Raw genomic sequence first — 15,002 nt, 5'->3', positions numbered from 1 at the left:
GCTCATGCCTTTAATCCCATCGCATAATTTGCAATTAAGGGTTTAACGCCAGGGATGTTATCAAAAGCCAATAAGCCCGTATTTCGAATGAACTTTAACAATGGATTTTGATTACTAAAACCACGAACAACAGCATCACAAAATTTAATCACACGTTGTTGATCGGTCAGTCGCGCTTGTTCATACGCTAATAACATTTTCGGTTCACCTATATCGGCATTTTTTGCTTGCTGCTCAGTTAGATATCGTAATAAAACATAAGCATCTCGCATGCACAAGTTAAATCCTTGCCCTGCTACAGGATGAATGGTGTGTGCAGCATTTCCCATTAATACTACACGCCCAACCGCCTGTTTTTCTGCCAGAACTTGAGACAATGGAAAACAGAAACGTTTGCCTGTTTTTTGAAATTTTCCTGCACGATCACCATAAGTTTCTTGCAGTGCATTTAAGAAATGTTGGTCATTTTGCTCACCCAACCACTCTTCTTCTGTTCCTTTTTTGACTGGCCAAACCACTGAACGGCGATACTCACCAGGTAAAGGCAGCAAAGCTAAAGGACCTAAATGACTAAACCGTTCAAATCCTACATGCTGATGTGGTTTGGATGTTTGGACTGTCGTCACGATTGCCATTTGATCATAATCATGCTCAGAGGCACCAATACCCAAAGCCTGACGGCAAAAAGAGTCTCGACCATCTGCGGCTATAATCAGTTTAGCTTGAAAAGAAAGTAAATTATCTCCTTGATTTGCCTTAATCTGTGCATAGTTTTCATTTTGAGTTAGTGATGTCACTATTACTCCATCAATCAGTTCGATTAATGGTTGTTGACGTACTTGGGTCAGTAATACTCGACCTAACCAAGCATTTTCAATCACTTGACCAAAGCTTTCTACTTGCTCTTGCTTGGCATCCAATCGTGCTTTACCAAAACTTCCTTGCTCAGTAATGTGTACTTGTAAAATTGGTGTTGCATGCGCTTGTAAAGTATCCCAAAGCTCTAACTCTTGATAAATTTGTACGGTACGGCGTGATAAAGCACTATTGCGTGCATCAAAACTTGAATGGTAAGGAACAAGATTAGCATCGTCATAATCTGGATATTTAATCGCTTCCAAAAGCTTTACACGCATCTTCGCTTTTGCCAGCATGAGCGCTAGGCTTAACCCAACCATCCCACCACCTACAATGATAATGTCTTGCTGCATGCTTTTATCCTCACTAGTGTGACCGTAATGTCGCGACAGATTTTTATAATATTAAGTGGTTTTATATTACATGAAGGTTCATCATTTTGACATGATCAGCCCTATTCATCTGTACACTCACTGACTAAAATACACATCAAATCTACTTACCCATAAAATCAAGCCATTGTATGAATGGTAGATTTAAACCTTTTTAATGAAATATAGAAAAAAATACTTGCGATGACGATTAACCATAAAAAAGTAGGCCAAACAACTTCTATTCCTGCATTTCGATATAAAATTGCTTTGGCTAATGACACAAAATGTGTGGTTGGTGCCATAAGCATAATATGCTGTACAACCTCTGGCATACTTTCTCTAGGAGTTGATCCACCAGAAAGCATTTGCAATGGTATAATAATAAGCATTGTCAATAAACCAAATTGGGGCATTGATTTCGAAATGGTAGCCAAATAAATACCGAGAGAAGTTGTTGCTAACAAGGTGAGTAATACACCAAAGAAAAACAACCATAAACTGCCCTCAATAGGTATGGTAAGTACCATCTCAACAATTAATTTAATACCTAAAAAAGCGGCACATAAAACAACCAGACTCATTGACCAAATTTTTGCTACCATAATTTCAAGAAATGTAATTGGCATCACCATTAAATGTTCAATGGTTCCATGTTCACGCTCACGAATTAAAGCAGCACCTGTTAATACAATCGATAACATGGCAACATTATTAATGATCTGCATCACGCTACCAAACCATTTATAATCTAAGGTTTGGTTATATCGTGCTCGCAACTCTAGCTCCACGGCAACATTTTCAAAAGCACGATAACGTTGAATATATTCTCTCACTTCCGATTGAATAATATGTTGAATATAACCTGCACCTGACATCGCTTGGCTCATCCGAGTTGCATCGACATTGACCTGTATTGCGGTTGGATTTCCAGCTAAAATGTTTTCATTAAACTTCGGAGGAATATCGATTGAGAATGCATATTCTCCAGTATTCATTCCAGAATCGATCAAATTAAGTTCTGTTATTTTTCGATCAAAATAAGGTTCATAAAATACAGATGTTATTCGCTCTGATAAAAGTGATTGATCTTCATCTACAATAGCAACAGGAACATTATAAAGCGTATCCGAAATTGCTGTTGCTGCGATATACACTGAAATCGTGAATGTATATAAAATTAAGATTAGCATTATTGGATCACGCCATAAGCTCCATAGTTCTTTGCGTCCTAATTGGAAAATATTTTGTATTTTTCTGATTATCATGTTACGACTCCTGTTTTTTTAACAAGGCAATCGCTGTCAGTATGACAACAGGTATTGAAATAATAATAACCCAAAGCTGAGAGGATAAATCTTCAAAACCTAAACCTTTATTAAATACGCCTCGGCTAATATTGATCATATTTGTTGCTGGATAAATGCCACCAAACCACCGAGCAAATCCCTCAAGAGAAGAAACTGGATTAATTAATCCAGCAAATTGGGTCACAGGAATAAGCGTACCGATTAAAACCAAAAATAAAGACGCAATCTGGCTTTTCGTTAATGTCGATGCGAGCATTCCAGTCCCTGTTGCAAAAATTGAAAAGAGGAATGCCGCAATAGTCAGAACGAAAAAATCTCCTTTCATTGGTACTTTAAATACATACACAATAATGAAGCACATTAAAAAATAATTAAACATGGCTAAAATAATATATGGAATTTGCTTACCAATCAGAAATTCACTACGCGTTACAGGCGTAACATATAAATTGACAATGGAACCTAATTCTTTTTCTCGCACAACCGATAATGCTGTTAACGTTGCTGGAATTAAAAGTAATAATAACGGCAAAATAGCTGTTGTCATTGCAGGTAAACTTCTAATATCAGGGTTATATCTATATCGTGTTTCGATATTCACTAAATTGGCTTGATGATAACCTGTCTGCTCTAAGGCTTTACTCAATAACCAATGACTATGAATGCCATTCATATATCCCTGAACCGTTTCGGCACGAGATGGCATCGTTCCATCTACCCAAGCAGCTATTTTAACCGCCTCACCACGTGCAATATCTCTAGAAAAATGTGGTGGAATTTCAATAGCTAAAGCAATATCCCCACGTCGCATACGCCGATCAATATCGTCATGATTTTGTAATGATGGTTTTTTCATAAAATAATGAGAACTTGCAATACTCATTGTATAGTTCTGACTTAAACTACTTTGATCATGATCCAATACGGCGAATGTTAAATTTTCTACATCTAAATTAATGCCATAACTCATCACAAAAAGTAAAAGAATAGACCCAAGCAACGCCATAGTTGCGCGAATAGGGTCACGAGCAAGTTCTAAAGACTCACGCCAAGCATAACTAAATAGTCTTAAAAAACTAAAGTGTGCCAACCTATTCGTTTGTTTGTCATTAATCCGTGTTACTGTGTTGCTTTCACTTTCTGATGCATATGAAGTTAACGTACCTGCGCCTGCATCCAATAAATATTGAATAAATGCATCTTCTAATGTTTCAGTTTGCTTTTTTTTCATGAGTTGCACGGGCGAATCACTATCGAGCACTGATCCTGCATGCATCAATGAAACACGATCACAGCGTGATGCTTCATTCATAAAATGCGTAGAAATAAAGATTGTTACGCCATCATCACGTGAAAGTTGAATCAAATAATACCAAAAATTATCACGTGCAATCGGATCAACACCTGAAGTTGGCTCATCCAAAATTAAGATTTCAGGGTTGTGTACTAATGCAACGGCTAAAGACAACCTTTGTCGAAGCCCGACAGGTAAATCGTGTGGTAACTTATCTTTAACATCTTCTAAATTGAATCGTTGTAACATTAATTCAACCCGAGAGTTCATTTCTGTTGTCGCAATATGAAATAATTTCGCATGCAGTACTAGATTTTGTAAAACGGTAAGCTCAGTATAAAGTGAAAATGATTGTGACATATATCCTATACGACGACGAGTATTCATATTCCCCCCGTCGATAGGCTGACCAAATAACCATGTTTCGCCTTCAGTCGCTTCTAAGAGTCCTGTCAGCACTTTCATTGTGGTTGATTTTCCACACCCATTTGAGCCTAGAAAGCCAAAAATTTCACCACGTTTAATTTTAAAATCGACATGATTTACAGCCGTAAAATTTCCAAATTTAACAGTTAGATTTTGTGCTTCTATTACATATTCATCTGAATCATCCGTCACTAATGGAGGAATAACAACAGGTTGATAACCATGTTTTCTATCCTCTGGTAAAAGCTGTATAAAAGCATCTTCTAAATTTTGGCTGTTGGTTAGATTTAATAATTCTTGAGGAGTTCCTGTTTTAAGAATTTCGCCATCATTCATCATGGCCAACCAATCAAATTTTTGGGCTTCATCCATATATGCCGTAGCAACAAGCACACTCATTTGTGGGCGTACATTGCGTATTTTCTGAATTAAATCCCAAAACTGGGCTCGTGCTAATGGTGCTACCCCTGTGGTAGGTTCATCTAAAATCAAAAAATCAGGGTCATGAATCAGCGCACAACATAAACTAAGTTTTTGTTTCATTCCACCAGATAATTGACCTGCTGGGCGGTCTAAAAATGCATATAGATCCGTACTTTTTGTGAGTTCATCAATTTTTTTTCTACGTTCTTGTTTATTATGCCCACATAATCGAGCAATAAATTGCAAGTTTTCCTCAATAGATAAAGTCTTATATAAATTAGAACCTAAACCCTGTGGCATATAAGCAACATGTAAACAAATCTTTTTTCGATCATTTTTATGTGCAAGATTGATTCCCAAAACTTGAATCGTACCTGTTTGAATTTTTTTAGCGCCTGATAATAAGCCAAGAAGACTTGATTTACCTACACCATCTGGCCCAATCAAACCCACCATTTTCCCTGCGGGGAATGCAATAGATACGTTTTTTAATGCTACTGTCTTACCATAATGTAAGCTCACATGATTGACTTCAGCAACAATCGATTCTTGAGTATCTTGTTGCATTACAATGCAACCTGATCATTTAAGAAGATTGGCCATTCAGCTTGTTGATCAATTTTGATATATGCAACCCCAGGTAGACCTGTTTTTACATTTCCGATTCCATTTTCTAAATGCTGAGGATCAATATTTGCTTTCACACGAAACATCAATCTCTGACGTTCATTTTCAGTTTCCACTGATTTCGGGGTAAATTGTGCTGTATCAGCAATAAAAGATATTCTTGCAGGGATGACTGTATTTTTATCAGTATCTAAAATAATACGAACTTCTGAACCAATCGCAATACGCCCCACTATTTTTTCGGGTAAAAAAAATGTCATATAGACATCAAATAAATCAATCAGATTCATCACCCGCCCACCTGCTGCGACCATTTCGCCAGGTTGTGCAATTTGAAACTGTACACGCGCATTGAGGGGGGCTTTGAGCTGTGCATCCTCCATATCATAATTTAAACGTTCAACCGTTGCTTTAGCCGCCTCAACCTGAGATTTTGCACTCGATACTTGACTACGCGCTGCTAAAATAGCACTGTCAGCACTTCTCACTTGTGACTTTGCAGAGCCTAAAACAGCAAATGCACTTTTTACGCCAACACGCTCATTATCGAGTTGCTGAATGGATACTGCTCCATCTTCTGCTAAAGCTTCAAGGCGTTCTACTCGTCTCTGTGCAGCGGTTAACTCTGTCAATCGTTGATCAACAACTGCTTTTGCAACCTCTTTCTCACTTATCCTCATATCAACTTGTGCTTCAGCCATATTTACTGCATCTTCAGCTTGTTTCTGCTGTGCTTCAGCTTCTTTAATTCTTGCTTCCAAAGCAGATACTTTTATTCGCGCAAGTATTTGTCCTGCCTCTACCAACTCTCCTTCTTTCACTAGGACTTCTATTAATTGACCCGCAGATTTACTTGCGATATTCACCTCAGTCGCCTCAATGCGACCATTACCACTCAGAATGGTATCAGGCGTTACAGTATGTAACTTTTGCCAAATAAAATAGGCAGCAATAAAAAGACCAAGCGTAGCTCCAAAAGTAAAATATTTTTTAATGTTCATGTAATTATTAACTCTATAAATCTTTTTATTTAAAAATTCTCATCATTTTCTGGAATTTTTTAATAGATTTTTGAAAATATTTTTAATCTAAAAATAATAGGTTTTGAACTCAAATCTTTGAAAGTTGTAGATTAATGCAAAAACAACCCCAAAGATTAATGGTAAAAAATATCAATTACAATTAAAAATGCCAAATAAATCACATAATATCACCATATTATTATTTTAAAAATATTTAATTTTATTAAATAAATATAGATATAAATCAAATGATTAGATTAAAAAAAAGATAATTAATCTAAATTATTCATTATTAAAGTGTATATCAAACAAAAATTATAATTATATATTTCAAAGATAAACAGTGCTTTATCTCAAAGATGACGCCTTCTAATAAAGAGAATGGAATACTTTATCATTAAAGCATTCCAACATATCTGATCATAAAAAAGCTCATCCATAATAGATGAGCTTTTTTATTTCATTTGAAATTTAAAAATAAAAATTTCACGATTCACTTTTTAAAACATTGAATATTGGTTTTAATTGAGAAGTTTCAATTCGACGAGCAAAAGTATTCAACACATTAAATTTATATGCGTCTATATCCATTGTCGCATAGTCATAAAACCCCTGACCTTCACGTAAACCATTTCGTTTATTCTGCATATTGTCTGCAATAATTTGTGGTGTACGATAACGTTCACCTAATTCTTGCTGTAAATATTGCGATGCATAATACAAAATATCACCACCGCCCCAATCAATGAACTCAAGCAAGCCCAAAACTGAAAACCGTAGCCCAAACCCAGTTCGAATTGCAATATCAATATCTTCCGCAGAAGCCACACCTTCTTCCACCATGCGTGCTGCTTCATTCATCGCCAATGCTTGAATTCTAGGTACGATATAACCAGCCTTCGCATTGCACACCACAGCAACTTTACCGATTTGGGTTAAAAATGCTTTCAAATTTTCAACGATATCATTAGATGTTTGTTCCGAACGACTTAATTCAACCAAAGGAATGAGATATGCAGGATTTAACCAGTGTGCATTCACAACGCGTTCTGGATGAGACAGCATTTGAGCAATGTCGGTCACCAAAAATGTTGATGTGGTTGACGCGACAATACATTTAGGAGAAATATATTGATCTAACCAAGTGAAGATATCTTGTTTCGCCTGAGTTTGTTCAGGCACGCCTTCCATAATTAAATCACATTGCCGTAAAAATGATATCGACTCTTGTTTAGCAAGCACCTGAATATTATCTAAAATATCTTCACTTTGATTCGATTGGATAAACTGAATTTTATTGAGCAGTGCTAACTCTTGTACAATATCTTGTATCACTTGTTGTTGATAATGCTTAAATTCCAACTCAGTACGTTCTTTCGCATCAACCAATTTCACGTGCAGTCCCGCATAAGCAAAAGCAATGGCAATTGCTTTTCCCATTCTCCCTGCACCAATCACTGCAACATGTTGAATTTTATTCATTTCAAACTCCTTGTTGCAGAATCACATACATTTCCTGTTTAGACTTATCAGCCAATCCTAAATTTTCTAAAGTGCGACCTTCTGCATATAAATTTCGACCTGTCACCGCAGATGCGATATTTAGTAGTCCTTCAGCAACAGGAGTCGGCACACCCGCCCAACGTCCTACAGATACAATTAAAGATAATCCTAAGCGTGTATCTTCAAGCATATAACGATGTTCTTGTAAGTCGATATCTTCACGCCAATCACCACTATCCGTCAACTTACCATGTGCCCCTCGACCATACATCCACTCATCACCTTCACCATCTTTATTATAATGATCCGCAAGAGGAAAATGGGGTGCAGGATACCCTAATGCTTCACGAACACGCATCCGCTCAGCATCAAGCTCGCTTGTCACACGGCGGATTGAAGGTTGAGTACCTTCATTATGAATATCCCAAGCTTCAAAATGTTCTAAAGGACCAGCATTCATCATAATCAATGGTGGATGAATAATGGGGCCCGCATTCATCAAAGCGCCGCTTAAGCCATCTTCAATAGGCTCTACACTTGGGTACGCTTGTTGCAAAATTTTAAATGCATGCTCAGAGAGGTTAGATGGAAATACACCAGTCGGTAAACGCGTTGCATAACCGCTCACCACAATACGATTCACCCCATGTTTACGTACTAAATAAGGGAGTGTTCCTGTTTCAGCAAATGCAACTTGAGCTTGATTACCTGCTTCTCTCATCGCTTGAGCAAAAACAAAGCTACCAAATGTACCTGGTGGTAAATAAACAACTTGCCCATCTTTAAAATAAGGTGCTGCTTGTTGTGCTAAATTGAGATGGGTTGTCGATGGTAAAGGAATAATAATAAGCTCTGCATGATGAATCGCTTGTTCTAAATTATTTTGTAAATTAATCTGACTATTTTCAAAACCAACAGTAACTGAACGCTCCCCACGGTAATCTCGAACAAAAAGCTGTCCAGTCGCTGCAAGTTCATTCAATGCTTCTGCATCACGACGCCATAATACAACGTCATGCCCCTTCTCAGCCATTTCTAAAGCTGCTGCATAACATCCATGACCACCACCAAGTACTGTAATTTTCATTTTAAATCCTCCTGATTAACTTATCTCATCATAGAAGATCAATCTACTTTGTACTCCCCCGTATGCGAAAAGACTATTCCATTTGCGAAGTCATCTATTCCCTTGGAAAATTTATGCCATGTACATTTTTAATGTTTGTGAAGGTAAACAACCATATCGCTTTTTATAAACATTAGAAAAGTGTCCAAAACTTTGAATCCCATACTGCAATAAAATATCAGTTACTGTCTCATTGCCATGGCTTTTCAGCAAATCTTGATGTATCCGTTCAACGCGTAAATCTCGAATATATTCAATCGGTGTTTGTTGAAAATATTGATTAAACCCTTTCTGTATTGTTCTACTGGACACACCACAAAAGACACTCAAATCAGCCAATACAATATTGTCCTGAATATGATTTTGAATATATTGTTGTGCTTTTTTCATATAGTTTGGTAAAACCAGTTGTCGTTGCTCATTCAATTTCTGGCTATAATTATTGGGAACTTTTAATAAAATTAGTTCAATTAAATATTGTGTAAAACTACCTGAAATAAAACTCCAATTTTGAATATTGTAATAAGCATGACATAAATAATTAAGTGTTTCTATAATTGAGTTTAATCCTTCACTTGTACAAGATAATCCACTGTTAAATATCACTGGATGAGTACAAGTATAACCTAACATTTTAAATAATTGAGTTTCGACATCCTGCTGAGTTAACTTTAAAATAATATTCCGACAACGCTGATTTGTAACGATACGGTTCTTACTATTCGGATGCGTTACCGTCATAATACCCACAGATTGAAGCACCTGATTATGTGCATTATCCACCTCACATTCGCCTTCTAAGGTAATACGAAATAAATAATTTTGCGATGCTTCATCGATAGTAATGGCAACGGGTGCATTATACTTTAAGTCATATAACGCAGAATTTCCGAAGCTAAATCCATTCAGGCGTGTATTTAACGTGGTTAATCTATCAACATCAAATTGATGAGGGCATAAATAATGACTAATTTGATCTTTAATCGTTTGATAATCATCTGAATTAAATAATAAAAACTCATCCATGTAATGTAAATGGTTCAAATTCGACAACTGATTCATCACTCACTCCATTCATTATATTTTTGTTCTAAATACAAAAGCCCATTCGTCATCAATGGGCAAGTGTAAAAAGATATAAAGTGAATCCTTCCTTTTGATTCTTACTTTATATGATGTATTACCTAATACATCATATAAATGAGTGAAAGAAAAGCGATTTTAAGATGCATATTCACGTTGCATACTGTCCTTAAATGCTTTACATCCTTTTTTCAGTAAGATAAACGACAATACACATGAAATTCCACCCACGATAGACAGTGATGTTCCAACCATTAATGGATTATCAAATACTCTATCTGTAACCAAAGCCACCAATGTTGTTCCAATACCAACAGCAACTAAGTTACTAATTAAAAGGAAAATTGCTGATATTTGAGCACGTAATTGGTTGGGTGCAAGCATTTGCATTGCAGTTGTAGAAACTGGCATTGGAAAAGAAGCAAAAAACATTGCTGGTGCCAATAATGTAACTGCCAACCACAATTCAGAAACTTGAGTGAATGCAATTAATGGCAAAACAAGACCGACAATACCAATCACACCAGTAATCATTGGAGCATCTTTACGTCCTTTTTGAATAAACCAGTCGTTCAACCAACCTGCAGCAAATACACCTAATGTATTTGCAACCAGTAATACCGTTCCAAGCATATAACCAGCTTCTGTTGGTGTTAAACCAAATTTACGCATAAAGAATGCAGGTGACCAACTAATTAAGCAATACAACGCCATCGCATAAAATGTAAAACCGAGGTAATGACAAGTAAAAGTGGTACGATGTTTTTTAAGAAAGGTGAATGCAGCTTTCATTGTTACTTTTTCAACCTGACCATCTGCATTGAGCTTTTGCCCTTTACGCATTGGATCACGAACAGTCAAAATAAATAATAAACCAATAAAAACACCAGGGATGCCCACTAAAATGAATGCCATTTGCCATGCTTTTACTGCACCAAATAATGGAATTTCAATTAAAGTTAAATCTTTAAGCAAGCCAATGACGTAGCCACCGACTAAAAATGCAATACCACCGCCTACAAAAGAGCCAATTGAATAAACTGCGACAGCTCGACCAAGCTTATCTTTTTTAAACAAGTCACTGAACATTGAATACGCTGCAGGCGACAATGCAGCCTCACCAACTCCGACCCCCATACGACTGAGGAACAGTTGAATAAAGTTTTTACTTAAGCCGCACATTGCAGTTGCCACACTCCAAAAAATAATACCAACAGCAATAATTTTTGGTCGTGAAAAACGGTCAGCTAAGTAGGCGAGCGGCAAGCCCATAAATGCATAAAATAATGAGAACGCCAATCCATGTAAAAGACTGAATTGCGTATCAGTTAAATCTAAATCTGCTTTTACGGGTTCAATCATCAACGCTAAAATTTGACGATCAATAAATGAGAAAATATAGGCCAACATACATAGTAAAACGACATACCATGCATAAATATTCGATTTTTTACTTCCAGATTCTACTGGATCCTTAACAGAACTGTTCATGTAACTTAATCCTTGTATGACGACTTATATTCCTCATAAGTCGTTATTTTCTCCATATAAATAGGAAAGGACTGTTGTAAAAATAATTGATCATTCTCACTATTTTTAATCAACAGACGCTTTAAAAATTCCGTCTTGAGCTTTTAAAATCCTGATTCATAACAGCATCCGCCTAATATTCCATTTTTATATGGAAATTTCCATATCTTTTTATGCATAAATTAATACTTTTTTTAATACCTTTAGATATTTCAATAGAAATTTCAAATCAAAACAATAAAAATTGGACACTATACAGAAAAGTATAAATATTTTTTATATTCATATATTTAATAATTTTTATAACATAAGTAATTTGATCATTAGAAGATGAAAATAAAAAACTTCTCCTTTTAACAGAAGAAGTTCTCAAGTCATATTTTTTTTAATTTTAAGAAATCATCATCAAGGCTTCTATTTCTTCAACTGTTTTTACCACTGCAGAAGTTAAAACATGTGGTCCATTTTTCATTACCACAATATCATCTTCAATACGAATGCCGATTCCACGCCATTGTTTATCAACTGTGTCATCATCTGGTGCAATATACAAACCTGGCTCAATTGTAACAACCATTCCTTCTGCATAAGTCCGCCACTTTCCATCTATACGATAGGAGCCAACATCGTGTACATCCATTCCCAACCAATGACCTGTACCATGCATATAAAACTGACGATAACGTTCAGTTTCGATAATTTCCTCCAACTGCCCTTGCATAATTCCTAAATCAAGTAATCCCTGAACTAAAATTTTGACAGCTACATGATGCGGTTCTTGATAAGAATGACCAACTTGAACAGCATCAATCGCAGCGATTTGTGCTTGAAGTACCACGTTATATAGCGCCTTTTGCGCTTCACTAAATTTACCATTCACAGGAAATGTTCGTGTAATATCTGATGCGTAAAATTGATATTCACAAGCAGCATCAATTAAAACTAAGTCGCCATCTTTGAGTTCTTTATCATTTTCTACATAATGTAAAATACATGCATTTTCGCCACCTCCAACAATACTATTATATGAAGGTACGCAACCATTTTTGCCAAAAATATAATTGAGTTCTGCTTCCAAAGCATATTCCATCATTCCGACTTTTACACTTTTCATTGCACATGTATGTGCTTGTGCACTGATGTCTGATGCAATTTGCATTAATTCAATTTCTTCTGATGTTTTATGTAAACGCATTTCATTCACAATATGATTCAATTGAATAATTTGTGTAGGTACACTACCGTGACGATGCGTTGTTTCTGCTTTTTTAAGCAAAGCGGTCATCTGTGTATCAAATTCTGCTTGATGACCAATTCGATAAAACAATTGATCTTTATTCAATAACTTTTCAAGAATTTTTTCATCTAGCTGGTCTATGACATAAGCTTCATCTGCTTCATAGTCATTCAGTGCGCCATCTAAACCTGCACGAAATCCATTCCATATTTCCATTTCTCTGTTGCGTTCACGACAAAATAAACTGTAACAATATCCTTCCTCTTCCGTATCAAATGTTTCAATCACTGCAACCGCTTCAGGCTCAGCAAAACCTGTTAGATAAAAGAAACTACTATCAGCTCTATATTTATAATCTGCATCATTATTTCTCATCATGACAGGATTCGTTGCAATAATTGCAATGCTGCGTAATCCTATTTCTGCTGCAAGTTGATCTCGACGGTGTGCAAAATGTATTTGAGCTAATTTCTTCATTCAGTGTTTCTTCATCTGTTTGGATAAAATTAGGGTTTAGGACTAACCAATAAACCCTAAAATTGCCATTAAATTTCTATTTAACTTGGACGATGTGGTGTAAACATTTCAACCACATTACTGGTGTTATTTGGCTGCCTTGTTGAAACTTTTTGTAAAAGTGGCGTTTCAGCTAATGGAACTTTCTTGCGCCCCATGGATAAGCTGATCGGAATGAGTCGAACAAATTCATATAATTCCTGATAACTTTCTTCGCCTTCCTCGTCATCATCCGACTCATCAAACTCAACAGATGCAACATCTTGTAAATGTTCAATCAATTCTTTTTCATCTGCACGTAAATGACCAGATGCAAGACCAAAACCTAACACCACACCTGCACACCAATCTGCCAGTGCTTGAACACGCTCTGAAAGTGTGTGTTCGTCATCGGGTAAAATGGGTAAATAATCTAATGCATCATCTGCTAAAGCATGTGAAATATCTTCCGCCTCTTCCGTTAAAAGCGCAAGTGCTTCTGCACTGAGCTCTGGAACTTCTAACGTTTTTAATATTTGCCCCCATTCTTCATCTGTTGGTGCTTGAGTTACACAAACGATACCTGTTACTAAGCCATGAAGCTCACTTGGGCTTGAAATTTCTTCAATTTCTGAAAAATGTAGGGTCCAATCTGACCAACCTGAAATATCGTCTTGCATTCGTCTATCCAATCTTTATACTTCTTATATATTACCCTTGTTTACGATACTGTGCGACTACGATATGTTAGAAGAATTACAGCGTCTGCAAGCGCATATTAGTGCGCTCAAATCACGTTTATCTCAATTTGAGTCTGAAAACAATGCTCTAGAAGATGATAAATTAAATTCAAATCAACAATTTAAGATTCAACTTGACTTAAAAAACAATACGATTACGCAAAAGCAAACAGAATGTGATCAACTCGCTGAGCAGCTAGAAAATACGCAATCAAAGCTAAAGCAAATTAATGATGATGCTACAGCTCTTGCAGATCGATATAATCGCTTAGAAAAAAGCTGTACAGATTTAAAAAATCGATTTCAAGAAATACTTGCTGAACGTAATGAATTACGCATATTGAAAGAAAAATTTCAAAATGATCAGCGCCATGCTCAACATGAAATTCAAGCACTTCAAAGTGAGCGTGAGCGTTTATTACAAAAAAATGATTTAGCAAAAGCAAAAGTTGAAACCATTATTCAACGTTTAAGCATTTTAGGAACGGCTCAAGATTCTTATACCCAAGAAATTCAGCAACTTGCCCACCCTTCTGAAAATAATGAGGAAGTATAAATGAGTGAACAAATTCCAGTTGAACTGAAAGTTCTTGGGCATAGTTTTCGTTTAGCAACAACCAAAGAAGGTTCTACAGACTTAGAACGTGCTGCTGAATTATTAAATGAACGTTATAATGAATTACGACGAAAGGCGCCTCGTATGGAGCCAAGTAAATTAACCATTATGGTGGCATTAGAACTCATGCAAGAAGTACTTTCAATGAATAAATCTTTACAAGAATATGAGCATTGTGAGCGTCTATTAGAAAATATTTTAGATGAGGTCAAACAGTTTAATTAAAACAATTGATCATTTTCATGATTATAAAGTTATAAATTTTATTGATCGAAAAGTGAGGTCAGAAATTACCTGTTGTCATTTTATTTTTTGTTGAAAAGCATGAATAAACTTTTACT

Annotated in this window: 12 protein-coding genes; 2 read left to right on the top strand and 10 right to left on the bottom strand. The window is 36.0% G+C overall.

What is annotated here, in order from left to right:
* Window positions 1–2: 2 nt before the first annotated feature.
* The 10 genes from ubiH to B9T31_RS12690 all read right to left on the bottom strand — a co-directional run bounded on the left by ubiH (window position 3) and on the right by B9T31_RS12690 (window position 13,985).
* Window positions 3–1,211 (bottom strand): 2-octaprenyl-6-methoxyphenyl hydroxylase, encoded by a 1,209-nt coding sequence (gene ubiH, locus B9T31_RS12735; protein ID WP_086182327.1) that lies wholly within the window; start codon window positions 1,209–1,211, stop codon window positions 3–5.
* Between the two features lie 158 nt (window positions 1,212–1,369).
* The gene (locus tag B9T31_RS12730; protein ID WP_086182326.1) at window positions 1,370–2,497 is read right to left on the bottom strand and encodes an ABC-2 transporter permease; all 1,128 of its coding nucleotides are present in this window, start codon (window positions 2,495–2,497) and stop codon (window positions 1,370–1,372) included.
* A 1-nt stretch (window position 2,498) separates the two neighbouring features.
* Window positions 2,499–5,249, bottom strand: a complete 2,751-nt coding sequence (rbbA, locus tag B9T31_RS12725) for a ribosome-associated ATPase/putative transporter RbbA (protein WP_086182325.1) — start codon at window positions 5,247–5,249, stop codon at window positions 2,499–2,501.
* On the bottom strand, window positions 5,249–6,310 hold the full coding sequence (locus B9T31_RS12720; protein WP_086182324.1) for an HlyD family secretion protein: 1,062 nt from the start codon (window positions 6,308–6,310) through the stop codon (window positions 5,249–5,251). Before B9T31_RS12720 ends, rbbA begins: the two co-directional genes overlap by 1 nt.
* Before the next feature lie 507 nt (window positions 6,311–6,817).
* A complete protein-coding gene (locus B9T31_RS12715) occupies window positions 6,818–7,813 on the bottom strand; it encodes a 3-hydroxybutyryl-CoA dehydrogenase (protein WP_086182323.1) in 996 nt (331 codons plus the stop codon).
* Window position 7,814: 1 nt separating this feature from the next.
* Window positions 7,815–8,921, bottom strand: a complete 1,107-nt coding sequence (locus tag B9T31_RS12710; protein ID WP_086182322.1) for an NAD/NADP-dependent octopine/nopaline dehydrogenase family protein — start codon at window positions 8,919–8,921, stop codon at window positions 7,815–7,817.
* A 111-nt stretch (window positions 8,922–9,032) separates the two neighbouring features.
* Window positions 9,033–10,022, bottom strand: a complete 990-nt coding sequence (locus B9T31_RS12705) for an AraC family transcriptional regulator (RefSeq protein ID WP_086182321.1) — start codon at window positions 10,020–10,022, stop codon at window positions 9,033–9,035.
* A gap of 159 nt (window positions 10,023–10,181) precedes the next feature.
* Window positions 10,182–11,534 (bottom strand): spinster family MFS transporter, encoded by a 1,353-nt coding sequence (locus tag B9T31_RS12700; RefSeq protein WP_086182320.1) that lies wholly within the window; start codon window positions 11,532–11,534, stop codon window positions 10,182–10,184.
* Window positions 11,535–11,964: 430 nt separating this feature from the next.
* A complete protein-coding gene (locus B9T31_RS12695; protein ID WP_086182319.1) occupies window positions 11,965–13,287 on the bottom strand; it encodes an aminopeptidase P N-terminal domain-containing protein in 1,323 nt (440 codons plus the stop codon).
* An 80-nt stretch (window positions 13,288–13,367) separates the two neighbouring features.
* Complete coding sequence (locus tag B9T31_RS12690; protein WP_086182318.1) at window positions 13,368–13,985, bottom strand: UPF0149 family protein; 618 nt, start codon at window positions 13,983–13,985, stop codon at window positions 13,368–13,370.
* Between the two features lie 64 nt (window positions 13,986–14,049).
* Between B9T31_RS12690 and B9T31_RS12685 the strand changes: the two genes are divergently transcribed.
* Both B9T31_RS12685 and B9T31_RS12680 read left to right on the top strand, forming a co-directional pair.
* Window positions 14,050–14,601, top strand: a complete 552-nt coding sequence (locus B9T31_RS12685; RefSeq protein WP_086182317.1) for a hypothetical protein — start codon at window positions 14,050–14,052, stop codon at window positions 14,599–14,601.
* A complete protein-coding gene (locus tag B9T31_RS12680) occupies window positions 14,602–14,886 on the top strand; it encodes a cell division protein ZapA (RefSeq protein WP_086182316.1) in 285 nt (94 codons plus the stop codon).
* The last annotated feature ends 116 nt before the right edge of the window (window positions 14,887–15,002 follow it).

Origin of the sequence: Acinetobacter sp. ANC 4558 (assembly GCF_002135375.1) — a bacterium.
In the GTDB taxonomy this organism is placed as follows: domain Bacteria; phylum Pseudomonadota; class Gammaproteobacteria; order Pseudomonadales; family Moraxellaceae; genus Acinetobacter.
The sequence above is the reverse complement of the archived record's forward strand: the minus strand, read 5'-3'. Positions and strand labels throughout refer to the sequence as shown.

What these genes read in the sequence shown, in the direction of transcription:
- ubiH (WP_086182327.1), bottom strand. Translation starts at nt 1,211, where the DNA reads ATGCAGCAAGACATTATCATTGTAGGTGGTGGGATGGTTGGGTTAAGC.
- B9T31_RS12730 (WP_086182326.1), bottom strand. Translation starts at nt 2,497, where the DNA reads ATGATAATCAGAAAAATACAAAATATTTTCCAATTAGGACGCAAAGAA.
- rbbA (WP_086182325.1), bottom strand. Translation starts at nt 5,249, where the DNA reads ATGCAACAAGATACTCAAGAATCGATTGTTGCTGAAGTCAATCATGTG.
- B9T31_RS12720 (WP_086182324.1), bottom strand. Translation starts at nt 6,310, where the DNA reads ATGAACATTAAAAAATATTTTACTTTTGGAGCTACGCTTGGTCTTTTT.
- B9T31_RS12715 (WP_086182323.1), bottom strand. Translation starts at nt 7,813, where the DNA reads ATGAATAAAATTCAACATGTTGCAGTGATTGGTGCAGGGAGAATGGGA.
- B9T31_RS12710 (WP_086182322.1), bottom strand. Translation starts at nt 8,921, where the DNA reads ATGAAAATTACAGTACTTGGTGGTGGTCATGGATGTTATGCAGCAGCT.
- B9T31_RS12705 (WP_086182321.1), bottom strand. Translation starts at nt 10,022, where the DNA reads ATGAATCAGTTGTCGAATTTGAACCATTTACATTACATGGATGAGTTT.
- B9T31_RS12700 (WP_086182320.1), bottom strand. Translation starts at nt 11,534, where the DNA reads ATGAACAGTTCTGTTAAGGATCCAGTAGAATCTGGAAGTAAAAAATCG.
- B9T31_RS12695 (WP_086182319.1), bottom strand. Translation starts at nt 13,287, where the DNA reads ATGAAGAAATTAGCTCAAATACATTTTGCACACCGTCGAGATCAACTT.
- B9T31_RS12690 (WP_086182318.1), bottom strand. Translation starts at nt 13,985, where the DNA reads ATGCAAGACGATATTTCAGGTTGGTCAGATTGGACCCTACATTTTTCA.
- B9T31_RS12685 (WP_086182317.1), top strand. Translation starts at nt 14,050, where the DNA reads ATGTTAGAAGAATTACAGCGTCTGCAAGCGCATATTAGTGCGCTCAAA.
- B9T31_RS12680 (WP_086182316.1), top strand. Translation starts at nt 14,602, where the DNA reads ATGAGTGAACAAATTCCAGTTGAACTGAAAGTTCTTGGGCATAGTTTT.